General features: G+C 36.3%; 28 protein-coding genes and 2 riboswitches. Of the genes, 12 read left to right on the forward strand and 16 right to left on the reverse strand.

The window, feature by feature from the left end; translation table 11 throughout:
* Positions 1 to 115: 115 nt before the first annotated feature.
* The gene (gene recQ, locus MHH81_RS00815; protein WP_340916820.1) at positions 116 to 1882 is read left to right on the forward strand and encodes a DNA helicase RecQ; all 1767 of its coding nucleotides are present in this window, start codon (positions 116 to 118) and stop codon (positions 1880 to 1882) included.
* Here the strand turns inward: recQ and MHH81_RS00820 are convergent.
* The gene (locus MHH81_RS00820) at positions 1867 to 2088 is read right to left on the reverse strand and encodes a DUF2187 family protein (RefSeq protein WP_340916821.1); all 222 of its coding nucleotides are present in this window, start codon (positions 2086 to 2088) and stop codon (positions 1867 to 1869) included. The two genes, recQ and MHH81_RS00820, sit on opposite strands and share 16 nt — an antisense overlap.
* Before the next feature lie 339 nt (positions 2089 to 2427).
* Here MHH81_RS00820 and MHH81_RS00825 point away from each other — a divergent pair, with 339 nt between their 5' ends.
* On the forward strand, positions 2428 to 3876 hold the full coding sequence (locus MHH81_RS00825) for a DEAD/DEAH box helicase (protein ID WP_340925077.1): 1449 nt from the start codon (positions 2428 to 2430) through the stop codon (positions 3874 to 3876).
* Between the two features lie 51 nt (positions 3877 to 3927).
* On the opposite strand, the gene MHH81_RS00830 is transcribed toward MHH81_RS00825, so the two are convergent.
* Positions 3928 to 4077, reverse strand: a complete 150-nt coding sequence (locus MHH81_RS00830; RefSeq protein ID WP_340916823.1) for a hypothetical protein — start codon at positions 4075 to 4077, stop codon at positions 3928 to 3930.
* 142 nt (positions 4078 to 4219) lie between these two features.
* On the opposite strand from MHH81_RS00830, the gene MHH81_RS00835 reads away from it, so the two are divergent.
* The 3 genes from MHH81_RS00835 to MHH81_RS00845 are packed head-to-tail and all read left to right on the forward strand — an operon-like array spanning position 4220 to position 6176.
* The gene (locus MHH81_RS00835) at positions 4220 to 5308 is read left to right on the forward strand and encodes an AI-2E family transporter (RefSeq protein ID WP_340916825.1); all 1089 of its coding nucleotides are present in this window, start codon (positions 4220 to 4222) and stop codon (positions 5306 to 5308) included.
* Positions 5309 to 5320: 12 nt separating this feature from the next.
* Complete coding sequence (locus MHH81_RS00840) at positions 5321 to 5773, forward strand: PH domain-containing protein (protein ID WP_340916826.1); 453 nt, start codon at positions 5321 to 5323, stop codon at positions 5771 to 5773.
* A gap of 16 nt (positions 5774 to 5789) precedes the next feature.
* Positions 5790 to 6176, forward strand: coding sequence for a DnaJ family domain-containing protein (locus MHH81_RS00845; RefSeq protein WP_340916828.1), 387 nt, complete (start codon positions 5790 to 5792; stop codon positions 6174 to 6176).
* A 400-nt stretch (positions 6177 to 6576) separates the two neighbouring features.
* Here the strand turns inward: MHH81_RS00845 and MHH81_RS00850 are convergent, their stop codons facing one another.
* The 3 genes from MHH81_RS00850 to MHH81_RS00860 form a co-directional block, all read right to left on the reverse strand.
* A complete protein-coding gene (locus MHH81_RS00850) occupies positions 6577 to 6786 on the reverse strand; it encodes a hypothetical protein (RefSeq protein WP_340916830.1) in 210 nt (69 codons plus the stop codon).
* Positions 6779 to 7090, reverse strand: coding sequence for a DUF3243 domain-containing protein (locus MHH81_RS00855; RefSeq protein WP_340916832.1), 312 nt, complete (start codon positions 7088 to 7090; stop codon positions 6779 to 6781). The genes MHH81_RS00850 and MHH81_RS00855 overlap by 8 nt, the downstream gene beginning before the upstream one ends.
* A gap of 76 nt (positions 7091 to 7166) precedes the next feature.
* Positions 7167 to 7853, reverse strand: coding sequence for a hypothetical protein (locus MHH81_RS00860; RefSeq protein ID WP_340916834.1), 687 nt, complete (start codon positions 7851 to 7853; stop codon positions 7167 to 7169).
* A 178-nt stretch (positions 7854 to 8031) separates the two neighbouring features.
* Between MHH81_RS00860 and MHH81_RS00865 the strand changes: the two genes are divergently transcribed.
* Positions 8032 to 9231, forward strand: coding sequence for an NAD(P)-dependent malic enzyme (locus tag MHH81_RS00865; protein ID WP_340916837.1), 1200 nt, complete (start codon positions 8032 to 8034; stop codon positions 9229 to 9231).
* 241 nt (positions 9232 to 9472) lie between these two features.
* On the forward strand, positions 9473 to 9811 hold the full coding sequence (locus MHH81_RS00870; RefSeq protein WP_340916840.1) for a DUF6054 family protein: 339 nt from the start codon (positions 9473 to 9475) through the stop codon (positions 9809 to 9811).
* A gap of 306 nt (positions 9812 to 10117) precedes the next feature.
* On the opposite strand, the gene MHH81_RS00875 is transcribed toward MHH81_RS00870, so the two are convergent.
* From MHH81_RS00875 to MHH81_RS00895, 5 genes are all read right to left on the reverse strand, one after another.
* Complete coding sequence (locus MHH81_RS00875) at positions 10118 to 11083, reverse strand: DMT family transporter (RefSeq protein WP_340916843.1); 966 nt, start codon at positions 11081 to 11083, stop codon at positions 10118 to 10120.
* Between the two features lie 12 nt (positions 11084 to 11095).
* A complete protein-coding gene (pepT, locus tag MHH81_RS00880) occupies positions 11096 to 12322 on the reverse strand; it encodes a peptidase T (protein WP_340916846.1) in 1227 nt (408 codons plus the stop codon).
* A 36-nt stretch (positions 12323 to 12358) separates the two neighbouring features.
* On the reverse strand, positions 12359 to 13012 hold the full coding sequence (locus tag MHH81_RS00885) for a lysoplasmalogenase (RefSeq protein ID WP_340916849.1): 654 nt from the start codon (positions 13010 to 13012) through the stop codon (positions 12359 to 12361).
* A gap of 125 nt (positions 13013 to 13137) precedes the next feature.
* Complete coding sequence (locus MHH81_RS00890; RefSeq protein ID WP_340916852.1) at positions 13138 to 13545, reverse strand: RDD family protein; 408 nt, start codon at positions 13543 to 13545, stop codon at positions 13138 to 13140.
* Positions 13546 to 13559: 14 nt separating this feature from the next.
* Entirely contained in the window at positions 13560 to 15257 is a 1698-nt protein-coding gene (locus MHH81_RS00895; protein ID WP_340916855.1) for a M3 family oligoendopeptidase, read from the reverse strand.
* Positions 15258 to 15417: 160 nt separating this feature from the next.
* Here MHH81_RS00895 and MHH81_RS00900 point away from each other — a divergent pair, with 160 nt between their 5' ends.
* Positions 15418 to 16173 carry a DUF2087 domain-containing protein gene (locus MHH81_RS00900; protein ID WP_340916858.1) on the forward strand — a complete coding sequence of 252 codons (756 nt, stop codon included), beginning with the start codon at positions 15418 to 15420 and terminating at the stop codon, positions 16171 to 16173.
* Positions 16174 to 16193: 20 nt separating this feature from the next.
* The gene (locus MHH81_RS00905) at positions 16194 to 16547 is read left to right on the forward strand and encodes a GIY-YIG nuclease family protein (protein ID WP_340916861.1); all 354 of its coding nucleotides are present in this window, start codon (positions 16194 to 16196) and stop codon (positions 16545 to 16547) included.
* 247 nt (positions 16548 to 16794) lie between these two features.
* Here MHH81_RS00905 and MHH81_RS00910 read toward each other — a convergent pair whose 3' ends face one another.
* Both MHH81_RS00910 and MHH81_RS00915 read right to left on the reverse strand, forming a co-directional pair.
* The gene (locus MHH81_RS00910; RefSeq protein WP_340916865.1) at positions 16795 to 17358 is read right to left on the reverse strand and encodes a YdcF family protein; all 564 of its coding nucleotides are present in this window, start codon (positions 17356 to 17358) and stop codon (positions 16795 to 16797) included.
* A gap of 42 nt (positions 17359 to 17400) precedes the next feature.
* Positions 17401 to 18042: a glycerol-3-phosphate acyltransferase gene (locus tag MHH81_RS00915; RefSeq protein ID WP_340916868.1), complete on the reverse strand. Its 642-nt coding sequence runs from the start codon at positions 18040 to 18042 to the stop codon at positions 17401 to 17403.
* Between the two features lie 140 nt (positions 18043 to 18182).
* Positions 18183 to 18298, forward strand: a riboswitch (SAM riboswitch).
* A 114-nt stretch (positions 18299 to 18412) separates the two neighbouring features.
* Between MHH81_RS00915 and MHH81_RS00920 the strand changes: the two genes are divergently transcribed.
* Positions 18413 to 19705, forward strand: a complete 1293-nt coding sequence (locus MHH81_RS00920) for an O-acetylhomoserine aminocarboxypropyltransferase/cysteine synthase family protein (protein WP_340916871.1) — start codon at positions 18413 to 18415, stop codon at positions 19703 to 19705.
* Between the two features lie 126 nt (positions 19706 to 19831).
* Entirely contained in the window at positions 19832 to 20818 is a 987-nt protein-coding gene (locus MHH81_RS00925; protein ID WP_340916873.1) for a homoserine dehydrogenase, read from the forward strand.
* 112 nt (positions 20819 to 20930) lie between these two features.
* Here the strand turns inward: MHH81_RS00925 and MHH81_RS00930 are convergent, their stop codons facing one another.
* Positions 20931 to 21161, reverse strand: a complete 231-nt coding sequence (locus tag MHH81_RS00930; protein WP_340916877.1) for an excisionase family DNA-binding protein — start codon at positions 21159 to 21161, stop codon at positions 20931 to 20933.
* A gap of 133 nt (positions 21162 to 21294) precedes the next feature.
* Between MHH81_RS00930 and MHH81_RS00935 the strand changes: the two genes are divergently transcribed.
* The gene (locus MHH81_RS00935) at positions 21295 to 22176 is read left to right on the forward strand and encodes a DMT family transporter (RefSeq protein ID WP_340916879.1); all 882 of its coding nucleotides are present in this window, start codon (positions 21295 to 21297) and stop codon (positions 22174 to 22176) included.
* Between the two features lie 788 nt (positions 22177 to 22964).
* Here MHH81_RS00935 and MHH81_RS00940 read toward each other — a convergent pair.
* The 3 genes from MHH81_RS00940 to MHH81_RS00950 form a co-directional block, all read right to left on the reverse strand.
* Positions 22965 to 23120: a hypothetical protein gene (locus tag MHH81_RS00940; RefSeq protein ID WP_340916881.1), complete on the reverse strand. Its 156-nt coding sequence runs from the start codon at positions 23118 to 23120 to the stop codon at positions 22965 to 22967.
* A 408-nt stretch (positions 23121 to 23528) separates the two neighbouring features.
* Positions 23529 to 23614, reverse strand: a riboswitch (cyclic di-GMP riboswitch).
* A 71-nt stretch (positions 23615 to 23685) separates the two neighbouring features.
* Positions 23686 to 23958, reverse strand: a complete 273-nt coding sequence (locus tag MHH81_RS00945) for an HU family DNA-binding protein (protein WP_340916883.1) — start codon at positions 23956 to 23958, stop codon at positions 23686 to 23688.
* Positions 23959 to 24826: 868 nt separating this feature from the next.
* Entirely contained in the window at positions 24827 to 26104 is a 1278-nt protein-coding gene (locus tag MHH81_RS00950; RefSeq protein ID WP_340916885.1) for an MFS transporter, read from the reverse strand.
* Positions 26105 to 26168 lie beyond the last annotated feature (64 nt).

Raw genomic sequence — 26168 nt, forward strand, 5'->3', positions numbered from 1 at the left:
GGTGACCCCATAGGTGCAGCCGAGGAGGTTCGATCGCCCGAGGAAGGCAAGCGGATTCTACCAAAAACAACCATGTACATTAACAGCGCCTTTCTTAATGATAGGAGTGACTCATATGTTAGAAAACGCACGTCAATTACTACAAGAATATTTTGGATATGATTCCTTTCGAGAAGGACAAGAAACGATTATTAACTATGTTTTAGACAACAAACCTAGTTTATGCGTGATGCCAACAGGTGGAGGGAAGTCTCTATGTTACCAGATTCCCTCCTTACTATTAGAAGGAACAACGATAGTTATTTCCCCGCTAATCTCACTGATGAAGGATCAAGTAGACACATTATTACAGGCGGGAATTCCAGCGACTTTTATTAATAGCACATTAACTGCGGAAGAAGTAAGAGAAACGATGGAAGAAGTGCAAAATGGTCAGTATCGCTTACTTTATATAGCTCCTGAACGATTAGAATCTCCAAGCTTTCTAAATCAATTAAAAAAGGTGAAAGTGCCACTAATTGCTGTGGACGAGGCACATTGTATTTCACAATGGGGTCATGATTTCAGACCAAGCTACCGGGCAATTCATCGATTAAAGGAAGTATTTGCAGTACAACCAGTCGTTTTGGCATTAACTGCTACAGCCACACCTGATGTGAGAGCAGATATATGTAGAATACTTCAAATTGAAGAAGGCAACACAGTTATTACTGGATTTGCTCGTTCCAATTTATCTTTTTCAGTTGTATTGGGACAAGATAAAAGTCGATTTCTGAAGGATTTTATTAAAAAGAATGCGCAAGAAGTTGGAATCATTTATGCTGCTACAAGAAAGACCGTCGACCAATTGCATGAGTTGTTAACGAAGGCAGGAGTTCGTGCCGCAAAATATCACGCTGGTCTCCCAGAAGCGTTTCGAAACAAGGAGCAGGAGCGGTTTTTAACAGATGAAGCACAAGTGATGGTTGCTACGAATGCATTTGGAATGGGTATCGATAAATCTAATGTGCGATATGTCATTCATTATCAGCTACCTAAGAATATGGAAAGTTATTATCAAGAGGCTGGAAGAGCTGGACGAGATGGCATGCCAAGTGAGTGTGTTGTCCTATATGCATCGCAGGATGTGCAAACACAACGTTTTCTAGTTGACCAAGCATTGGACCGTGATCGAATTCCGCAAGAGCTCGAAAAGCTACAAGGTATGGTTGATTATTGTCATACGGAAAATTGTTTGCAACAATTCATCGTTACTTATTTTGGAGAGCCCGATAGTGAACCATGTGGTCAGTGCGTAAATTGTACGGATGAAAGAGAAGTGCAGGATGTGACAAAGGAAGTGCAAATGGTGTTGTCATGTGTTGTTCGGATGGGACAGAAGTTTGGAAAAACCATTACGGCTCAAGTGTTAACAGGCTCGCAAAATAAAAAAGTACTCGATTTTGGATTTACGAAACTATCAACGTATGGGATATTAAAAAATAAATCTTTAAAAGAAGTATCTGGTCTTATGGAGTTTATGATTGCAGAAGGGATATTACTAGTGAATCACGGGAGTTTACCGACCATCTATGTATCGGATGCAGGGAAGGATGTATTACTTGGAAAAAGACAAGTAATGCGTAAAGGAGTAGCTGTAACGAAACAACTGGCTACAAATGATCCATTGTTTGAAGGTTTAAGATTACTTCGGAAAAAAATTGCGGACGAAGCAGGTGTACCACCATTCGTTATTTTTTCAGACAAAACACTACAAGATATGTGTGTAAAGCGTCCGCAAACCGAAGAAGAATTATTAGATATACACGGTGTAGGTGCTAATAAACGAGATAAGTATGGAAAAGCTTTTCTCGAAGAAATTGGGCGTTATAGCACTGTGTAATTTTTATGGGATACTACAGTTAGATTCGAAGGAACATTAATTTTCTTTGCATCTTCTGTAGATATTTCGACAATTACCGATTGTTCTAAAATCTTGAATATAGTACCTTGCACTTCGTGATCATTACGTGTAAAAGAGATCTTCTCATCAATTGTCCTTGCTGCTACGAAGTCTGAAACTTCTTTTGGTTGTCTTTGGAAACTCATGTATATGCCTCTTTTCAGGTTTTATTCACGCAAAAGCGATATGTTAATTATACCATAGTTCAGCTACAAAAATCTGATTTAGAGATTAATAAAAGGGGAATAAGTAGGAATCATGTCGAACCTGCACAATTAATGGAAGAAAGAATCGATATTATGTCCTAAAAATACTCTGAAAGAAGAAGGTATTACGACTCTTAAGCGGGCAATAGTTTGATTTTCGTAGAATATTGTTTATGATAGTGTTAAGAGATTAACCGAGGCGGTTTACGAATTAGTTTAAACAAACTCCTTGTGGGGAAGCTTTACATGAAGAAGTAAAATTAGGTTTTAAAGAGGAGAATATGCATCGTGCATTTTAAAGAGTTAGAGTTAGATGAAAAAATATTACGTGCCATTGAACAATTAGGCTATACAGAGCCAACAGAAGTACAACAAAAGGTTATTCCAGTTGCCCTTGGGAAACAAGATATACTTGTGAAATCCAAAACAGGAAGCGGGAAAACAGCTTCGTTTGCTACTCCTCTTTGTGAGCTTGTCGACTGGGAAGAAAACAAGCCTCAAGCATTGGTATTAACACCAACAAGAGAATTAGCAGTTCAAGTACAAGAAGACATAACGAATATCGGTCGTTATAAGCGAATAAAAGGACTTGCTCTTTATGGGAAATCTCCTTTTGCTAAGCAAAAATTAGCATTAAAGCAAAAAACACATATCGTTGTTGGGACACCAGGACGTGTACTGGACCATATCGAAAAAGGATCGCTGGATGTATCTAAAATCGAGTATTTAGTTATTGATGAAGCAGACGAAATGTTGAACATGGGCTTTTTAGAGCAAGTAGAATCCATTATTAAGCTCCTCCCAAAAGAACGTACAACGATGCTATTTTCGGCAACTCTTTCAGATAGAATAAAAAAATTAAGTAGTAAGTACATGAAGCAACCAGTTTCAATTGAAATTGATTCGAAAATTGAAGAAAATGCCCAGAATATTGAGCATGTGAAGTATGTAGTGAAGGATGATCAAAAGCTTGCATTCCTTGAGAAGCTTACGATTATTGAAAATCCGGATAGCTGCATTATTTTCTGCCGTACGAAAGAACGTGTCGATCAGCTTGTCGATGCGCTTGATAGTAAAGGATATACTGCAGATAAAATACATGGCGGTATGATGCAGGAAGATCGTTTTGAAGTAATGGATGAATTTAGAAGAGGCGATTTCCGCTATTTAATTGCAACGGATGTAGCTGCTCGTGGTATTGATATTGAAGAGATTACGCACGTTGTACACTATGATGTTCCACTTGAGCAAGAAAGCTATGTGCATCGTACAGGTAGAACAGGCCGTGCGGGGCGAAGTGGTAAATCAATCATGCTAGCTACTCCGCATGAAGATAAATTTGTAAAAGAGATCGAAGCATTTATTGGCTTTGAGATTCCTACAGGTGCTGAATTATCTGCTGAAGCAGTAGCGAAAAATCGTACTGCATTTGATTTGAAGATGCAGGAGCAACCAGAATTGAAGAAATCAAAAGGTGAGCAATTAAATGCGGACATTACGAAATTATACTTTAATGGCGGCAAGAAAAAGAAAATTCGTGCAGTCGATTTCGTAGGAACTCTTGCGAAAATAGACGGAGTTTCCGCTGATGACATCGGTATTATCACCATTCAAGACAATGTCTCTTACGTTGAAATACTAAACGGCAAGGGTCCACTTGTTTTGAAAACAATGAGAAATACAACAATCAAAGGCAAACTACTAAAAGTGCATATTGCGAATAAATAATAAAAAAGGGGCTTTCCATTACTGGAAAGTCTCTTTTATTTGAAGACAATGTTAAATTAGGCAGTTCGTCCGCGGATAAATTCCAACTTCGCGTTCTTGAAGTAATACTTCATTGTTCGTATTTAATATAATTACTACTGATCCAGGAAGTATCAGTGGCGCATGACCAACATGTTTTCGTAATGTTTTATAATATTCCATGTTTATCAACCATTCCGTGACATTGAATTTATTAACAGTTTATCTTAAAAAATGGTAAGATACGTAATAAAGTGAAACTTCATTTAAGTAGAATCGTATTACTAATAACGAAGTAAGAAATAAAAGAGGATGTGATCGTTGGGTGACAAAGAAATTGTGGTTTCAAGTAGGGACAGCAATACTACTTACATTATTAATCATTTTTATGTTCATGAAAGTAAAAAGCTTATTTTCACCAATCGTGATTATAGGGCAAACAATTTTTATGCCTTTATTAATTGGGGGTGTGTTATTTTATTTATCACAACCACTTCAAAAATGGTTAGAGTCTAGGAAATTCCCAAGATGGGCTAGTATTTTATCGGTCTTCATTGCAATTGGTTTATTAGGTTGGGGATTTTATGCATTAGTCGGTCCACCACTTACAAAACAAGTAAACTTACTTGTGAAAAACACACCGGAAATTGTAAAAGAAATAGAGGATTTTACAACATATACGCTATCCCAAAAGGAGAGGATTCCTGAAATACCAGAATCCCTGAAAAAAACTATTGATGGAGCTATAGCAAAGATTGATACAATTGCGGTTGCAGCTGGTGGATTACTGATTAAGTTCATCCAAAATGTATTTCAAGGGGTATTTTTATTAGTACTAGTACCGTTCTTCCTGGTGTACATGCTGAAGGATCACGAACGATTTGCTCCTTTTGTCGCTCAGTTTTTTAAAGGGGATAAAAAAATATGGATTCGCAAAACATTAGCAGATATTGACGATACATTACGCGCATATATTCAAGGACAATTATTTGTCAGCTTTCTGGTAGGTCTCATGCTGTTCACCGGTTATTTTGCAATTGGGCTTGAATATGCATTATTACTTGCTTTATTCGGAATGATCATGAATGTAATTCCATTTTTGGGACCATATATTGCACTCGTACCCGCACTAATTATGGCTTTAATACAAGAGCCCAGACTTGCGATTTATGTGGCAATTATTATGCTTGTATCACAACAAATTGAAAGTAATTTCATCACACCAAATGTCATGGGGAAATCATTAGATATCCATCCATTAACCGTTATTACGATTATTTTAGCGGGAGGAAACATCGCTGGATTATGGGGAATTATTTTAGGTGTTCCAACCTATGCAATTGTAAAATCGATATTGAAAAATATTTATGCACAACGAGAAGAAATAAAGGATACTGCCACGAAATCAGTATAGCGAGGTGATTAGATGACATTTAGTTCAAAAAGAGATGGTACTTTTATCAGTCTAATTATTGTTGCTATCGGTATAGTAGCGTTAGCGACACTTTGGCCGATTGTATTTGAATTATTTTTTACGGAGACACCTGACGTTATAGCTATTTGGGTGATGATTGTTCTATTTGTATTGGTGGCAGCATTCATTCTTTGGATTTCCTTCGATATTGAATATACTTTTAAGGAAGACTACTTATTTGTCCGGGGTGGATTATTCCGCAGTAAAATCCCGTATATGGATATAACGAAAGTGAATCCAACATCAAATATCCTAATAGGCTACCGAATTCTTTCTTCTAAAGATGCCCTTGAGATTCAATATAAAAGAGCATTTTTAGGAAGTGTTATTATATCACCTGCCAAGCAAGATGATTTTTTGAAAGTCTTATATCAAAAAGCACCACATATTCATTCAGTTAAATGATGGGGGATTGCTAATAATGGATCAAGACAATTTCAATAAACCAACAAATGATTTAATTGGAGACATCTTAAGAAATTATGAAAAGACTGGTGGAATGGATAATCTAAAAGGGCAAGGAAAACCCTTGTCAGAAGATTATTTATCCGGAGACATATTTCAACACTTCCAAAAGATTGCAAAAGATGCAGGCTTTAAACCACACTGGCTAAAGCTGCAACATGAGATTCGCGATGAATTAAAAGACATAGCTGAAAAATACGTGAACGGTCAAAAGAGCGATTTGCAGTTTCGAGTAACGAAAGTGAATGAAAAAATTATAGAATACAATAAATCATGTCCACCCCCAATGCAAAAAGGGATTGTTCGCTTGGAAACAGTTGAAGCAGCGAGCAAAAGGTGGTAACTAACAAGGTCTTCTCATTCTAATTTGAGAAGACCTTGTTTTTTAAAAGTCTCTGTTATATTAAGTTGTTGTTTTTTAGAAGGGTATATTTTGATGTAGCCGAGGAGGCTAGGCAGTTCGTCCGCGGAAAGCGAGCTGATTTTCGTAAAAAACAACCTGAACGTTTAACAGAGCCTTTTTGATAGGTAGAAAAAAGTAAAATGTCAATTGGTCTCGTTAAGCCTTTTTATAACTGAGTTAATTTCATAAATAGCACTCGTCCGCCTATAGTGGAAATCAACTATACTTTATTCTATGTAAAATATATATTTCTTTAGTTCCTTTAGTATTATTCGTTTTTTTCATGTAAATTGGAATTATAAAAAAATGCTCCGAAGGTTGTTCGGAGCATTTTTCTTACTTAGGGGAATCGTTCTTCACTTGAGGAACGATTTTTTGTATGGTGGTGGTTTTTTTCATCCTGTACTTGAATGTTGAGATCTTCCACTGGAATTGCATCAACAGTTTGCATGTCTTCATGCATATCAAACAGGCTCTCTTTTATTGTTCGTACGCTATCTGGGTTGTCTAGAAATCGACCACCCAAATTTTTACGAATTTTATCAGTCATTTTTAACAAGCTTTAATAACATATGGCTAAGTGCGTGCTGTTGCTCTTTGTCACCATTTTTCCACAGTTGTTGCAGAAGGTGTTCTTCACGATTTCGGGGATCTTCATGATTTGCCAAATATCCAGCTACTTTTTCAGTGGCTTTTGCTAACACTTCGTCACTTAGTCCCATCTTTTCTCCTGCAGCCACTTTTCCAGATAAATATGACTTGAAGGTAGAAAAATTTTTAAGAATTTCTTCTTTTTCCTCTGAACTAATACTGCCTAACTTTGCTTCTACGCGGTCATCTATATTATTTCCCAAGCTTCCTCACTCCTTTTATGTTGAACTCTTATTAGCTATTCCCGAAATATTATTAAACATGCATGAAAAATTATTTTTAAATTGGACAAAAGCCACATTTCTGCAATCCTGGAATATCTTTTGAAAAGCAGCATGTCGAGCGAACTTTGCTATTTATTAATTCTGCAGGGCTTTTTCCTTTCAAATAAACAGCTAAATATGATTTAGAGGTAAAGGAAGACCATATTTCTTCGTTCTGCAACAATATCCAGTCCTGCTTAGCTTGATCTGCAATTGCTGGATTATCAAAAAAAACGTAATAATGCCATAGTAAGTAGCCAAATACATTTTCCCACAACGTAATAGGAGAGATACTACACTGCGATCGTAGTTTTTGAATGATGGCATCGCATTGATGTTCCAAGATTAGTTGAACTTCTTCAGAACGATTTCCACGGACATGTCGAAAATGTTCTTCTCGTATATATGTGCCAATCGTTTTATTTCCATACTCTGTCGTTGAAAAAAAGTGTAATTGTTCTAGTGGACCGTCCCAAATTTCATCGTACATGGTCATCATATAAAATTGCATAGAAATAAACATTCCTACTCTACGCATGAAATAAGATGCAGCAATTGGATCATTTGGTGCTTGGGAAATAAGTTTAATAACGGGAAGTGCATTTTCGACGTTTTTTGCATCGAATAGAGATCTTCCTATGGGTGCCAAGTAGACGCTATAATTATTCAATTGTCGGATTTGATCGTTCGATAAAGTTGTCATAAAATCAGTATACAGTTTTTATAAAGACTTTTGCTATGTGCAACACTTCACTAAATTGACTTACAAAAGAGGAGACTCTATAATTTTCAGAATATGATACTGCTTAAGTATGAAATACCCAATTCTGCTTATAGTAGGGATAGAAGATTAAAAAATCTAAGAAGGGAGTTGTGAGAAAATGGATTTAAAGGCACAAGCGCTACAAATGCATCGAAGTTACAAAGGGAAAATGGAGATGATTTCTAAGGTTCCAATGGATAGTATGGGGGATTTGAGCTTAGCTTATTCCCCTGGAGTAGCAGAGCCTTGCATCGAAATAAAAAACAATCCTTCTACCGTTTACGAGTATACTATGAAAGGCAATTTAGTTGGAGTTGTCACAGATGGAACAGCCGTATTAGGACTTGGTGATATTGGACCAGAAGCAGCTCTACCTGTTATGGAAGGAAAGGCAATTTTATTAAAACGATTTGCAAATGTTGATGCTTTTCCAATTTGTCTGGATACAAAAAATGTGGATGAGATTGTGCAAATTGTAAAGGCATTAAGTCCAACATTTGGAGCGATTAATCTAGAAGATATCTCTGCCCCACGTTGCTTTGAAATAGAAGACCGCCTTCGTCAGGAGTTAGATATACCGGTATTTCATGATGACCAACACGGTACAGCTATTGTAGTTGGTGCTGGTCTTCAAAATGCAGTGAAGCTTGTTAATAAAGAAATTCCTTTTTTGAAAGTAGTAATAAACGGTGCTGGTGCAGCAGGGATGGCTATTTTAAGAGTTCTCCAACAACTTGGGTATCAACAAATAATAATGTGTGATTCGACAGGGATTATTTATAAAGGTCGAGAAAAAGGAATGAATTCCGTTAAAGATTCTATTGCTAGTACGACGAATCCACTCGGTTTAAAGGGAACATTAAAAGATGCAATGGATGGGGCTGATATATTCATCGGTGTTTCCGTAGCGAATCTTTTAACAAAAGATATGATTGATGCGATGAATGAGGATCCAATTGTTTTTGCTTTAGCAAATCCAACACCGGAAATTGCCTATGAATTAGCGAAAGAATGGGGCGTTAAGGTTATTGCAACAGGACGTTCTGATTATCCGAACCAAGTGAATAATGTTTTAGCGTTTCCAGGTATTTTTAGAGGTGCACTAGACGTTAGAGCAACAGATATTAACGAAGAAATGAAGCTAGCAGCCGTGCAAGCAATAGCTTCCCTTATTGAAGATAGCGAATTACGAGAGGATTACATTATTCCGGATGCATTTGATGAAAGAGTAGTGAATGTGGTCGCGCAAGCAGTTAAAGATGCTGCAATCGATTCAGGAGTTTCTGTTTTATTTCAACCGGCATTAAAACAATCGTAACCATAATTAAGGCGTTCTAAGAGGCTATAATTGTCTCTTTGGAACGTTTTTTTAATATAAGTTTTGGATTGGTGACGCTCAAATATTCTGGATTTCAAACAAAATAGTGTGGATAATCCATTTTATTATTTACCCTTTTATCCATTTCAATAGCGATATTGAGAAAATGCTATTTTTCATAGAAACTTTTCTTCTCATCAAACGTAAATGGAAGAACAAGAGGAAAAGAGGGGATATGTAAATGGATGTACGTGAATTTTATGTATCATTATCACCAAAAGCTGCGATAGACATTTTCCAAAATTCTTTAATTCAAGGTAGTATTTCAGGGGCAGTTGTAGATGTATATGAGCGTGTAGTTGGAGAGCATCAAGTGGTTGTATGTGTTCTAGAAAAGTACTATATGCGATCAAGTAATCGTACTTCATTAACTATAACAATTGATAATTTGGAGAATAAAACGAAAGTGCACGCTGTTGCTTCAGGTGGAGGACAGGGGGTATTTCTTCGCTTTGATTGGGGAGCGGGAGGAAGTTTTGTAAATACTGTGGAAAAGGTTTTAGGGAAATATATGATATAAGAAATAAAAAAAATACAACGTTATAAATGAAAACATTCATAATGCTACACACATGTTGATTAACCAATTTGAGCGCTGTAGGTACGTAACGGACAAATATCCACAACAGGATGATCGAAAAAAGTGTAGCAGTCACTTCCTGCTACACTTTGCCCTCGGTAATGATGTAGCGATTATTTCGTCCAAAGCGAACCAAAAACGTACAAATGCGAAATGGGATTCTTCGCATTTCTTGTGAAATTTTTATGGTCAAATTGGATAATCAACAGCCGTGATAATGCTGCATTTTTTATTAAAGCTAATTTCTCACGTATTTTCTTTTGATTTTAATACCGATGATTTCGTATTTAATATTTTCGTATAGTAGCTATGTAAAAACATACCCAAAATAATAACGCTGAGTCCAACTAGAGCAATTGGTTCTGGTAATGGAACATGGAGCAACGCCATTTCTCCAATAATAACGAAAATGATTTCAGTGGACTGTGTTGCTTCTACAGCCGCTAATTTTCCTTGATGACCACGAACACGATCAGTTGCCATAAAGAACAAAATCGTTGCGATAACACCCGAACTGACAGCAACAATTAGAGATTGAACAATTTGCTCTATAGAAGGTAAACCTACCGTGAAAATTGCGTAAATCGCTAATAAGATCCAAGCGGGCATAGAAGCAATTGTCATACCTAAAACCCGTTGAAATGTATCCAGTCGCCCGTCTAAATGCCCCATCATCTTCCGATTCCCTAATGGATAAGCAAATGCCGCTACTATAACGGGTAAAATTCCAAGAAGGATCATACTTAACGAAATAGCTTGCGTATTAGGAATCTGAATGAGGATAATACCTATTAAAATAACTAATGAGATGAAAAGAGAGACGATTGGAATTCTTTGTTTAATAATTCGATTCTCTATCTTTATAGTGAATAATGGTGCTAGAAGGACACCGGCTACAATTGTAAATTGCCACATTCCAGATATCAACCAGCCTGGTCCATAGCCTGCTGCAAACGTTAGTGGAGCATAGAACAATACGAAACCAACAAAGCTCCATATCAGCCACTGTGCCGGAGCAGTTTTTAACTCTTTATATGTAGAAGATAGACCTCTTCGATAAGATACGATAAGAAGCAAAAATGGCACCATAAAAAAGAATCGGAGGGAAGAGCTCCAAAGCCAGCTTCCACCCGATATTTCCATCGAACGATTAAGTATAAAGGTTACTGCAAAAAATAAAGACGCTAAAATACCAAGTAATATTTCACGCAAATGACCACCTACTTACGCTTGTTTTTCAAACGCTTGAATAATACCTTTTACTACTTCTGTTGCTTTCTCCATAACATCCACTGATATAAATTCATATTTTCCGTGATAATTTTCTCCACCTGTAAACACGTTTGGAGTAGGCATTCCCATATAAGAAAGTTGAGATCCATCTGTACCACCACGAACTGGAATAATAAGTGGTTCAATATCTAATGAAACCATCACATCTCTCGCTACATCTACAATTTCCATAACAGGTGTAATTTTTTCACCCATATTGTAATATTGATCGTTTAATTCAACTGAAATAGCAGCATCTCCGTATTCTGCTTTAATTTTCTCTGCGGTATCTAAGAACAATTGCTTTTTCGCTTCAAATTTTTCGCGGTCATGATCACGGATTATATAGCTAAGTTCGGTTTTTTCAACATCCCCATTAATATTCATTAAATGGATAAATCCTTCATAAGCTTCTGTTTTTTCGGGAACAGCATCTGTTGGCATATGTGATTGGAACTTAGTCGCCATGGTAATCGCGTTTACCATTTTACCTTTTGCAGAACCAGGGTGCACACTTGTGCCATTTGTTACAACTTTTGCACCAGCTGCATTGAAGCTTTCGAATTGCAATTCACCAAGAGGGCCTCCGTCCAATGTATAAGCGAATTTTGCTCCGAATTTCTCCACGTCGAATTTATGAGGTCCACGGCCGATTTCTTCATCAGGATTAAAGGCAACACGGATTTTTCCGTGTTTTACTTCTGGATTTTGAATGAAATATTCCATTGCGGTCAGAATGATTGCAATACCTGCTTTATCATCGGCACCTAAAAGAGTAGTACCATCAGTTGTAAGAAGTGTATGTCCAACATAATTGTTAAGCTCAGGGAAGTCCTTCACAGTCATAACTGTGCTTGCGTTCAAGTTAATATCTTGGCCATCGTATTTATCGATACGCTGAGGGTTTACGTTTTTCCCTGTGTAATCTGTCGCCGTATCAACATGTGCTAAGAAACCGATTGTCGGAAGATCTTTGTCTGTATTAGAAGGTAATGTAGCAAACAAATACCCGTTTTCATCTAAAGTAATTTCCTCCAAACCTAATTCGGCAAGTTCTTTTTCTAAAAGATGAAGCAAATCCCATTGACCTTCAGTAGATGGGCAAGACGAGCTAGAAGCGTCAGATTGTGTATCTATTTTTGCATAGCGTGTTAAGCGCTCGATTAATGTTTCTTTCATGAGAATAAATCCCCTTTCAAAATTATAAGTATATTCTTATTTTAGCAGATTCTTTCGGGATGCGGAATAATGAGCATAGATACTAAAAGCAATTAAAAATTGTGCTCCATAATAGGGAATCATAATAAAGGCGTCCGAAAAGGGAATATCAATAATAAATTTATTAATCGCAAGTACAGAGTCCGAGAAAATAAATAAAATTGCCCCAATGATAGCAAATTTATTAGCCGTTTGAAAAGCATTCCAACCCATCGTTAAAATAACGAGCATATAGATAACTACTGCAACAGTTAAAATATATTCACCTTGTGACCATACAGTACCTGCAATCCAGATGCCCATTGCAACTCCATACGCAAGCAACATTACAGCAGCCCATTTCGGAATAAGTATTGCTTTTATTTGTCTAAAAGCGAAAATATACCAAATATGCCCGATTAAAAATGTAATCAGTCCAATAATAAACCAATAAATTAACCCATCTGCAAGCATACAAACAAATAGCCCCACTATAATGAGCAATTTATACTTTTTAGGTTCCTCAGAAGGTTGAATAAATGCCAACAATAAAATGAGCAGCATTGGAATAAGTTTAAAAATAATTTTAGTAGATACAGGATCTTCTGGTATGAAGAATATATAAACAATTCCCATAACCGCAATGAAAACCGAAATAATTTTACTCCACATAAAAAAGCAACACCCCTCTATTCTTATATTCGTTACTGAAATTTAATATCCTGCAATATTGTATGCAAAAGAAAAATAAAAAAAGAACAAGCCTGAATAATTGCTCAAGCCTGTTCTTGCATCTTTTAATATTCTGGGGGATTACTAGTTACATACGTTCCTGCAATAAAATCATGAATTGCTCGTTTGTCTTCTCGTAGTCCTACCATAAATGCACTTACGATAAGGCCTATTCCTAAAGTGCATACATATACAAAACCAGCAACAATAACTCGAAAAATCATTGTTCCAAAGCCAGGATTTGTGCCATCTACTTTCACAATTCGAATACCCAATATTCTCTTTCCTACTGTATATCCATACCATAAAGCAGGAACTAGTAATGTATACATTAAATTTCCGAGACTCGTTACAGGAGTTTCTTCCCAATCACCAAAGATCAAGAAACTAATGAATGAAAGTGGAATACCAATAATTAAACTATCAAAGATACCTGCGAAAAAACGTATCCAAAATCCAGCCGGATTTGTCATTATTCTCTCCCTTCTTACAAAGCAGAGTCATCCACGCTATTTAAATAATCTTCAATCGATCCAATAACAGACTCCACACAACCCTCTTCAAATGGAGAGATTAGATTCGCTTCTGCTACTAATTTTGTGAACGATTTAGAACCGCCTAGCTGGCAAAGGTGTAAATAATCTTTCCAAGCCGCTTCGTGATCTTCTCTTGAACGCTTCCAAAATTGGAATGCACAAATTTGTGCTAATGTATAATCGATATAATAGAATGGACTATTGTAGATATGTCCTTGACGTTGCCAAAAAGCACCCGCTTCTAAATAACTATTCCCATCATAATCACGGTGAGGTAAATAAATTTCCTCAATTTTTTTCCAAGCCGCTTTTCTTTCAATTGGTGTCATTTCTGGATTTTCATAAACAGTATGTTGGAATTCATCTACAGCTACACCATAAGGTAAGAATAACAAGCCACTACTTAAATGAGCGAATTTATATTTGTCTGTTTGCTCTTTAAAGAACAATTCCATCCAAGGCCAAGTGAAAAATTCCATACTCATCGAGTGAATTTCACAAGCCTCGTATGTTGGCCAAAGGTATTCTGGAATTCCAATATCACGGCTGGAGTATACTTGGAATGCGTGCCCTGCTTCGTGAGTCAACACATCGATATCACCAGAAGTTCCATTAAAATTAGAGAAAATGTATGGAGACTCATAGTTATCGATAAATGTACAATAACCACCTGACTCTTTTCCTTTTTTAGCAACTAGTTCCAATAAATCACGATCAATCATAAACTGGAAAAACTCAGCGGTTTCAGGAGATAACTCTTCGTACATTTTCTTTCCATTCTCTACAATCCACTCAGGTGACCCTTGTGGTGTAGCATTTCCAGACAAGAAATTAAGGGATTCATCATAATACTTCATATTATCAATCCCAATTCTCTTCGATTGGCGCTCATATAACTTAGTTGCAACAGGTACGATAAAGTCACGAACTTGATCACGGAATTTTTTCACCATCTCCGCATTATAATCGATTCGATTCATACGGATATAGCCTAGCTCCACAAAGTTTTTATATCCAAGCTTCGTAGCAATTTCATGACGTACCTTTACAAGCTGATCATAAATATCATCGAACTTCGCTTCATGCTCTTGGAAGAAACCGAATCTTGTTTCCATAGCTTTTATACGCACATCACGATCCGTCGATTCTCCGTATGGGCCAAGCTGTGCAAGTGTCAATGTTTCCCCGTTAAATTCCACTTGTGCAGAAGCAACAAGCTTCGAATAGTCAGAAGACAATTTATTTTCCTTTTGCAAAAGTGAAATCACTTCAGAAGAAAAGGCTTTGATTTGAAAATCAGCAAGATCAAATAATTGGTTGCCCCATTTGTCTTCTAATTCTTTTCTAAAAGGTGAATCAACAAGTGCTTTGTAATATTCCGTAACCAACTCTTCTATCTCTGGAAGTATTCCATCAAAATGATCACGTTCTTTTTGATAAAATTCATCATTCGTATCAATAGATGCACGAATGTAAACTAAATTAGATTGCGTCGAAAAATCATTGCGAAGTCCATTCAGTTCTTTAATTGTTGCACTTTGTTCTTCAACTGAAGAAGCTTGTTTAAACTTTGCCAATGCCTCACTAAACTTTACTTTGTCTTCTTCTAAATTTGGTCGTTTGTACTCATAATCTTGAAATGTAACCAAAGGTATTCTCCTCTCGATCGCTTCTTAGAATAAAAGCGTTTACAACTTAATTGTTTAATATTTTCAGATAAATTGCAACTATTAAACTTAATTTGATTTTTTATAGACTATATTATAAAATGTTTATAAATTAACAAACAAAGATTGGATGTGTTTATTGGTGGAGATTTCAGAATTGTTTTGGAATGCTGGTGATAATCAATTAAGGCAAGGTTACATGGAAGAAAAAGAAGTATTTGTTTGCCTATTATGTGGAGAACAGGTAGAGAAAGGGCTTATTTATCCTGAGAATAATGTGCTCTATGAAGCAGAACGTTATATGAAACGGCATATCGAAACGGAGCATGGATCTGTATTCCATTATCTAATCGGGTTAAATAAAAAATTAACTGGATTAACCGACCATCAAAATAGCCTCCTACGATTATTTTATGAAGGCAAAAACGATGCGGAAATACAATTAGAATTAAATATTGGAAGTGCATCAACCATTCGCAACCATCGCTTTGTATTGAAGGAAAAAGAGCGCCAAGCAAAAATATTCTTAACGATGATGGAATTGTTGAAGGAAAAAGATGACCATGCACCAACCTTTCTTCCACTTCATAAAAATGCAACGATGGTGGACGACCGTTACAATATAACAACCGAAGAGCAGCAAGAGGTTGAAAAGAAATTTTTCCCAGCAGGAATAGACGGGCCGCTAGTAAAATTTCCAAAGAAAGAAAAACAAAAGCTGGCTACACTTCGTGTCATCATCAAACGATTTGAACTAGAACGCATCTACAGCGAAAAAGAAATAAACGAAGTACTTAAAAATGTATATGCTGACTTCGTCACTTTAAGACGTTATCTAATCGAATACGGCTTTTTAGATAGGAAAGACGACGGCAGTGCGTACTGGGTGAAAAACTAAAGTAGAGGATTGGATAAAAAATGGAGCGAAAAAAGGAACTAAAACAAGAGTATAAAGAAATTAAAATAGAATGTGGCATCTATGTCATCACGAACAAACAAAACGGAAAAAAGTTTGTCGCTTCTACACGAAACTTCAAAACATTAAATGGCACCAAATTCACGTTAGAAACAGGAACGCATACTAATCGATTACTCCAAGAAGATTGGAAACAATTCGGTAAAGAAGCATTTGAAATCGAGCAAATAGAAGTATATAAAGCATCTAAAAATCATTCCACGTCTGAAAAGAAAGAACTAGAAAAGCTATTGGACAAATGGATGGAACAATTACAGCCATATGGGGATAAGGGATACCATACGAAGAAAATTTGAAATAGAAAGGCTTCCGAGGAATTGGAAGCCTTTTTTAAATGAATTAATAAAGTACTATTTACAGGTTGAAATATCATCCTTTGCTAGATAAATTGCGTCCGAACAAGAGCAATCTAGGTTGATCCGAGAGCAATTACACTCTTACGAGAGCTCACCATGTCTATGCGAGAGCCCGCGTGTACAAACGAGAGCGGTCTCGACGGAAATGAACACGACAAAAAATGACCCTAAACGTACACATTCGGAGTCATTTCCCTACAATATAGGTTTTCAGTAATGCAGCGCGTTCACGTAAACGCGACTTCATTTCGCTAATTTTTGGTGTCTTAGCTGCTACAACATCTGCGTCCCAATCGATCTCTTCTGCAAGAATTTTCGCACGTTGTAAATGGTAGTCACTTGTAATAATCGTTACGGATTCTACGTTTTTCGGAAGGAGCTTTTGAGAAAATAGCAAATTCTCATAAGTAGAAGTAGATTGATCCTCTACGATAAGTCTATCTTCCGCTATTCCGTGCTCCAATAGAAAAGCTTTCATGACCGCAGCTTCTTCGATGTCTTCGTCCGGTCCTTGTCCACCAGACAATACAAGCTTCACATGCGGATTTTCTGTAGCATAAGTTAGTGCAGATTCCAATCTATAACGTAACGCGAGGGAAGGGATATTGCCTACCTTCACTTTGGCACCAAAAACGATGGCGTATTCATTCGAGCCATCTGCTTTAGGTTCCAGTCCATCATTGATCCATTTACTAGTAAGCATCCACATACCGATTCCGCTAGAAGCAATCACTAATAAAGGTATAAGCACAATCCACCTCTTCTTTTTGTTTATGCAAATCACCCATTTCATTTACATGGAAGTCTTCTTTTTCCTTAGAAATGCAGATATCCTTGGCTCTTCTTTCCTAGCTAAGCGTTGGAAGTTTTCGATATGCAAAATAGACGCCATGAATAATAAAAGTGCAGCAATTGCAATTGGTGCAACTCCATCTGCAGTCCAAATAGAAGCACCCACAAATACAAAGTAAAATACAAATACACCAATTAATAAATAATCTGTTAAAAAAGTAGCACCAATTAATAATAAAAGACCGATTAGCCCAATAGGCCAATGAATAGCCAGAAGCACACCAATAATGGATGCAGTCCCTTTTCCACCTTTAAAACGAGTGTAAATAGGGAAGTTATGTCCTAAAATGACTGCGGCACCAGCTAGATAAAGCAATAAATCCAACTCGATAATTGAAAAAGTAGCAAATTGCTCTGTAAAAAAGCGGACACCGATAATAACGAACACACCTTTTAAAATATCGATTGCTGCAACTAACATCCCGTACTTCATTCCAAGAACAATTGCTGCATTGGAGGCACCAGAGTTTTTTAAGCCTTCTTTTTTAATATTCACTCCACTAAAAAATTGGGCTACCTTTGAACCATGCATAGCTCCAATTAAATAGCTAATTACTATGATGCTAATACTCCAAATTACCATCGTATGTCACTCCCCAAAAAGTATTCCACTATATTAAACGTATCAAGTACAAAGAAGTTTCAGAATTTTTGTGAAAAACACTTGACGAACAGATAAATAGAATCATATACTGTGTAACAAGATGGAAAAATAATCTAATACTCTTATCAAGAGTGGCGGAGGGACTAGGCCCTACGATGCCCGGCAACCAACAAGTTCTAAACTTGGAAAGGTGCTACATCCTACAAATTCAGGTTACGAATTTGGAAGATAAGAGGAGGAACATGCGAAATCGCACCCCTCTTCTAAATTGAAGAGGGGTTTTTGTTTGTTCTCAATCCTCTCCCGTCTCCGAAGTATCCATCTAAACTACTTTCTAGGAGGAATTCAAATGACAAATCTTCAACCAGAAACACTTCTTTTACACGGTGGTCAACAACCAGATCCAGTAACAGGTTCACGAGCAGTTCCAATTCACAAAACGACTTCTTTTGTATTTCGTGACACAGAGCATGCACAAAATTTATTTGCTTTAAAAGAATTTGGTAATATTTACTCTCGTATTACAAATCCTACTGTAGATGTTTTTGAACAGCGAATTGCTCTACTAGAAGGTGGAACAGCAGCAGTTGCCCTTTCTTCTGGAATGGCAGCAATTGCATTTTCTATTTTGAATATTGCGGGAGCAGGAGACGAAATCATTGCAGCGGAAAACTTGTACGGTGGTACCTTTAATTTATTTGCACATACATTGCCACGCTATGGAATTACAGTTAAATTTGTAGATTCCACAGACCCAGAAAATTTCCGAGCAGCAGTTACAGAAAAAACAAAAGGATTTTTCGCTGAGATTATTGGTAACCCAAGTTTGAACGTGTTAGATGTTCAAAAAGTGGCAGCGATTGCAAATGAAGTAGGAGTTCCTCTTTTAGTAGATAATACATTCGCAACACCATATGGCTCGAATCCGATTAAACACGGTGCTCATGTAGTCATCCACTCTGCGACGAAATGGATTGGTGGTCACGGTACAACAATCGGAGGAGTAGTAGTAGACGGAGGAAACTTTAATTGGGATTCAGAGAAGTTCCCTGGATTCACAGAACCAGACGTAACCTATCACGGCTTGCGATATGGCATTGATGTGCCTACCGTAGCATTTGCGATTAAACTACGCGTTCAATTGCTTCGTGATTTTGGTCCATCCTTAAGCCCAGATGCAGCATTTTCTTTCCTTCAAGGGTTAGAAACACTTCATTTACGCGTTCCTAAGCACAATGAAAACGCTCAAAAAATTGCAGATTATTTATCCAATCACGAGGGTGTTGAATGGGTTAACTACTTAGGATTAGAAGAGCATCCATCTTATGAACTGGCACAAAAGTATTTATACAATGGCTTTGGTTCGATTCTTACATTTGGGGTAAAGGGTGGAAAAGAAGCTGGCCGACATATTATCGATAACATTGAAATTTGGTCGCATGTAGCAAACGTAGGTGATGCAAAATCGTTAATTATTCACCCTGCATCTACCACACACCAACAATTAACTCCTGAAGACTTAGTAAGATCAGGTGTTACAGAGGACTTAATTCGCTTGTCTGTAGGGTTAGAAGCAGTGGAAGACTTGCAAAACGCACTAGATAAAGTACTCGTAGGGAAAACAAATGTCCTCTCTAGATAGAATTTTGTTGTTAGTTGAGAGAAAATAGTCTACAATATGTAAAATAGTCAATCAATGTTCGGTTGGTGTTTTATTAGAATATGAATATTTGAACTCAATTGTGCAGATTCATTTGGAGGAGAAAGTATGGCAAAAATAAAAGCGGCAATCTTAGGTTTTGGAACAGTTGGCCAAGGGATTTATCATATTGTGAATGAAAAAAGAGAAGACTTAAAAAAATCGTTAGGATTGGATATTGAAATTAGTGCCATTCTTATTAATAATTTATCGAAAGATAGACCAGAAACGCCTGGAGTACTTGTGACAGATAATTTCGAGGATATTATGAATATCCCTGGCCTTCAAGTTGTCTTTGAAGCTATAGTCAATGAAGAACCAGCGTATAGCTATTTATGTAGAGCGATTGACAAAGGGTGTCACGTTATTACGGCAAATAAAGTGATGTTTTCTAAATATAGTATCCCCCTACAAGAACGCTCAAAATCACGTGGTGTCTATGTCGGGTTTGAAGCGACTACTGCAGGTGGGGTTCCGGTTATTAAAACACTGAAAAATTTACTTCAAGTGAATTCGGTGAAGAAGATTCAAGGGATTTTAAATGGGACTTCGAACTATATTCTAACGCAAATGCGTTTAGATGAATGCCAGTTTGGCGATGCCCTAACGGAAGCACAGGCCCTTGGTTATGCAGAAGCAGATCCGTATAACGACATTTCTGGTCAAGATGCATTCCGAAAGCTAATGATTTTAAGTGCACTTGCTTTTGGTAAGCAACCAAACTGGAAGGACGTAAGAGTTGTTGGAATTGATGGGATTTCTTTAGAAGATGTTAGAAAAGCGAAAAAAGAAGGGCTTCGTTATCGTCATGTTGCAGAAATTGAACAAGATGACAATGGGGAACTTTACGCATCAGTAGGTCCACAACTTGTAGGTCCGGATCATCCTTTATTCGCAATTGAGGGAGTAAACAACGCTGTTTCTTTAGATACAAACTACATTGGGACACTTACACTAGTTGGTCCTGGAGCAGGGATGTACCCAACGGCAAGTGTTATGGTAGAAGATTATGCAGAGATTATTGGAAAACGAGCAGGGTTTTTTATAACAATATAATAAAATGGCAAGCATCTAAAATTTTACAATAGAAAAAGGACAGTCTCCTCATTTGGAGAAAGTCCTTTTTGTCTGTCACACACTTAAGTTCTATTTATCGATTGTTTTTACATTAATCCTCGTCTTTTACGTCAATATCATCTGGAATGGGGGTGTTTCGCCATTCATCAATCTGACGTTTCAGATCTTCTACTTGTTGCAAATGTGTTTGAAATTGCGCACTATTTACATAATAGTCTTCACCGTCGAAGATAGCACGAATCTTTTTTTCAGCAATATACCTTTTTACTTGATCAATAGGCATGGATAAATAATCCGCAGTTTCGTCCACTGTCATATACATGTGCAAATGCCTCCTATCTCTTATAGTATAATGTACGGAAAGAAGTATCTCAATATGCTCGATTGTATACAACTTGGCAAGTTTGTCAGTTTGTTTTGATTGGTCACGAAATATCTGAAAGGAGTGAAATAGTTTGTCTGTTCTACCGTATATTTTTGTTTTACTAGGTGCAATTCTTTGGGGTACGACGGGTACTGCACAAACTTTTTTACCAAATGATGCGCACCCTTTTGTTATAAGTGCAGGTCGTTCAGCGGTTGGAGGCTTTTCCTTACTCATTTTTATGATTCTACTAAAAAAAATTAAATTTAAAACCTGGCCGTGGAAAGAAACCTTGTATGCAGCCATTTGTATATCCTTATTCCAGCTATTATTCTTTTCTTCCGTTCGATTAACAGGTGTGGCCATTGCAAGTGTTGTTGCGATTGGAAGTGCTCCTGTATTTTCAGGAATAATAGAATGGTTATTTTTAAAATTACGGCCAACAAGAATCTGGGGAATATCAACTTCCTTCGCTATTGTAGGATGCTTGTTTTTATTTTTAAATAAAGGAGAAATCACGATCAATCCTATTGGAATCGTGTATTCTCTTATAGCAGGAATTATATTTGCTTTATATACGATGTCGAGTAAAGCATTATTACAAAAGGAAGAAGCAATCCCCGTTGTAGCTATGACTTTTTCAGTTAGTGCGTTGCTAATGATGCCTTTCTTCTTCCTATATGATGTCAGTTGGTTAATGGACGTCGGAAATGTAGGCATTATCTTCTATTTAGGACTAGCGACAACGAGTGTGGCATATGTGTTATATGGAAGAGGTCTTCACAAAATACCATCTTCCTCTGCACTCACCTTATCCTTAGCAGAGCCAACAACAGCCGCTTTGCTAGGAGTATTCATCGTTGGAGAAGCGCTCAGTACAACGTCTTGGATCGGGATTTTGTTATTACTTGGAAGCATAGTTGTATTAACGGTTGGTAGCAAATCAACGAAGAAAATAGTAATAGAAATATAAAAAGAGATTTGCCTCTAAATGTAGCGGGTTCGGTTTGTGGGGAGAAAAATGTTAAAAACAAAGTAAATTTCATACTAATCAGCATATACTTCAACAGCAAATTATTTGGCAGTATGTTTTTTGAATAAAAATAAGGCTTTATATATAAGACTTGCATAAAAAATCTTGTATATAAAGCCTTATTAAATGTACATAACCCTTTTTGATTAAGTACATTCCTTCACATGCTTAAGTTAACCTTTGATTAACGCCCTCCATAGAATTTCTAACATTTTCATATGCTTTTACAAGATTCTCCAATAAAACCCTCCGAATTATTTCGCTACATATAAAAACATTCGCAAGATGATTTTTTATGGATGAATAGGCAATTTCTAAACTTTTACTAATGGACAAATTCTGCAATTGTTCATTAGTCATATGGTTCACTATTTCTTTTTCGAAATATTCGACAGATCCAAATAACACGGTCAAGATAAACATCCCCTTTCTATGTGAAAATCATGGCTAGAACAGCCAATATCAGTCAAGATAACTACCATTACTAATTTATAATTACAGACGTTGGGTATAAATTTCAGATTAAATATATTGGCTTGTTTTCTTCTCTTTATTCAAAAAAAACTCAAATGATTTTTTTCTATAGACTCTAGCCTTACGACATTCTGAACAATTTAAAAAGCGATTTCCTTTCTCATAAAAGTCATTAATACACTTTCGTTCCTTACAATTAAAACAGACTTGTTCTTTACTGATAGCTTTCATCTTATTTCAACCTCTCTTTCGTATTAATCTTGATTCGATTCTTCAATAAGAATGCCTTTATACCAAAACACCATTGAAAATATCACTTCTCTATTTACTTTAGAATTGGATAAGAGTATTTCTTCTTCCAGTTTCCCTCGTTCTACTTCACTTATAAAAATAAGATTCAAGAAAAACATTTATAGCAGCCTGCGTTTATTTTTTTGATTTAATTAATACATGACAAATTACAACCATATTCAGTTAGAGATTGAGACCGTTTTTCAGACCTTTTAACAATCTTGTAGTTCCTATGATTTATAACCGTACGTGCATTTTCAATTTCTACTTCTTTTGCTACTTTTAAATTTATCTCAATAACTATGTATTTTCACATATATTGATCACTGTACCCATAATCTCTTTTCCATTATTCACAAAAAAAATATCATTCATGTTTGCTTTTGAATAAGATATATTGTGTATTGATTCTGCCAGTTATAGAAGCCCCTTTACTTTTGCTACAAAAAAAATCCACCAAAAAGATGGTGGATAAATTTGAATAAATGGTTACTTCTATAACCGATATATTAATTTAATCACAAACTTTTGGAAACTCGGCTATCATAGTTCATAGAACCTTAGACCCGCAGCTTTGCGTCCTTATCTTTCGATAAGTTTGCCTTTTTCAATTTTTGTCAATAATTTTAATTAACTAACTTCAGTAGTTACTCTAAAACCCCTTGGTATGTATGGTCGTAATAGTTATTTCACGGCATCTTTCAATGCTTTTCCGGACTTAAATGCAGGAACTTTGGAAGCAGGAATATTGATTTCTTGCCCCGTTTGAGGATTACGCCCTTTACGAGCAGAACGTTCCCTTGTTTCAAACGTTCCAAACCCAATAATTTGAACGTTATCGCCAGACGATAATGCACCTTTTATAGAATCAAATAATGCGTCAACCACTTTGGCAGCATCCTTCTTAGAAACTTCAGATGTTTCTGCTACTTTTTCAATCAAATCTGTTTTGTTCATATTATTACACCTCTTCTTTAATATAGAATCCAATGGACTCGCCTTCATAATATATATCGACATTTACCTGATATAATTTACATGGTGTAAACTTTTCTATTAAAAAAGGGATGTTAATATATAATCATTTAGTCTTCTTGAAATAATGAGATAGTAGCTACAAAAAAGGTTCTTGATTCTCGTTTATCCAATTGTATATTTCATATCTCTTTTTGGTTAACTCAAATTATTTTAATTGACTTTAAACTTTAGTCGCTTTATTTGAATAAGAAAAAAGAGCCGTCTGCACAGCTCAACAATCTTCAACTAAAGCACCCGTTAGCTTAAGATTTCTTTCTATCTATCAGTATTCCTACTATTAGTCCTAATAAAATATTGGTTATTAAAATAGGGTTTATAGGATTCAATGTATTCATAAGTGTAAATGTTAAAACACCTGCAACAACTGCGAATAATATAGCATTATAAGACATAATTTCCCCCTTTAATTCTAAACCAGAATTTTATTATTTTTTACCATTAAAAGCATAAGGCTTGTTAAACTAACCTGCACCGTTAGTTCAATAAGAAAAAAGAGTTGCCTAAGCAACCCACGATCTTTAACTAAAGCACTCCGTTAGTTGAATAAATATTCTGCTATAAATATAGAATAAAAGCGTCTTATCTCTTTCACTTAAACTAAATTAATGATTTTTTCAATAACTGTTTTAACATCAGTTTCATTAGTAATAGTGAATAGGTGATCACTTCATCTTCAGTGGGAGAAAAATAAAAGCCTTGCTATAATTTTACGTAACAAGGCTTTTACTGTTGTCTCATTTTTAATTTATATAATTATTTAATCCTTAATGAATAATAAGTAATTTTTTTACTTTATTACTCTGCCTCTTCGCGACCAAATTATAATAGGTATGAGAACTAAGGATAAAAGTCCTCCACTCAAAGACAATGTAGCATAACTTGTATTAGCTACTACCATTCCCGAAAGCGCACCGCCAGAAGCTCCTGCTAATGCAATAAAAACATCAAGTGTTCCTTGAGTTTTTGCACGTGTTGAAGGCTCTGTAGAATCCACTATTTGAGCAGTACCACTAATTAAGCCAAAGTTCCATCCCAATCCAAGTAAAGAAAGAGCAATTACTAATAGAATCATTGAATCGCTTGGTGCGAATGCTGCTAATAAACCAGCTAATAACAATGTAATGCCCGAGGCTATGCTCATAGCTGTTCGACCCACTTTATCTACTAGGACTCCTGTAATAAGTGAGGGAAGATACATTGCACCTATGTGAAAACCAATAACAATTCCAACTTCGGCTAGATCATGACCATGATGTTTCATATGTACCGGTGTCATAGTCATAATTGCAACCATTACAATTTGGGTAAGAACCATAACCGTGGCACCGACCATTAGACCTCTTCTATTTATTGCTTTATCAACAGAATCCGTTTGATTTACAGGTTCATATTCTTGTTTATAAGCTGCTATCCTGTTTGCAATATCTAACGGGTCGGGACGCAACATAATAAAAAGTATAAGACCTGCTAAAATAAATGCAGTAGCTGATAATATGAATGGACCTGCAAGTGACGGAACACCAATGAGACTAGCAAATTCACCCATAACTTCTACTAGGTTTGGGCCAGCAACTGCCCCGAATGTCGTCATAACCATCGTAGTACTAATAGCTGTTGCTCGTTGTTTTTTGTTTGCTAAATCAGTTCCTGCATAACGAGCTTGTAAATTTGTCGCAGTACCTGCACCATAGATCAGTAGAGAAGCAAATAATAAAATTACACTATTCATCATGGCAGCAATCACAACTCCAATTGCACCGAGTCCACCTATAATAAAACCTGTTGATAATCCTGTACGGCGTCCATATCGTTGTGAAACTTTTCCTACAATTAAAGCAGCTCCTGCCGAACCTAAAGTAAATAAAGCTGCCGGCACTCCTGCATAAGCATCAGTCCCAAGCATTTGTTGAGCCATTAGGGCACCTACAGTAACTCCTGCTGCAAGCCCTGCACCACCGAAGATTTGTGATAGACTTACAACGAACAACACACGTTTATACAAGCTCTTTAGTTTTTCTGGTGAATCTATATAACTCTCGATTGAATCTTGTGGTTTACCAGACACTTATTAACACCTTCTTTTATTTTTTTATCTCGATGATTAAAAAGTAACTAGTCCAGGTTAGTTG

It is taken from the genome of Psychrobacillus sp. FSL H8-0484 (assembly GCF_038005325.1).
Lineage (GTDB): Bacteria > Bacillota > Bacilli > Bacillales_A > Planococcaceae > Psychrobacillus.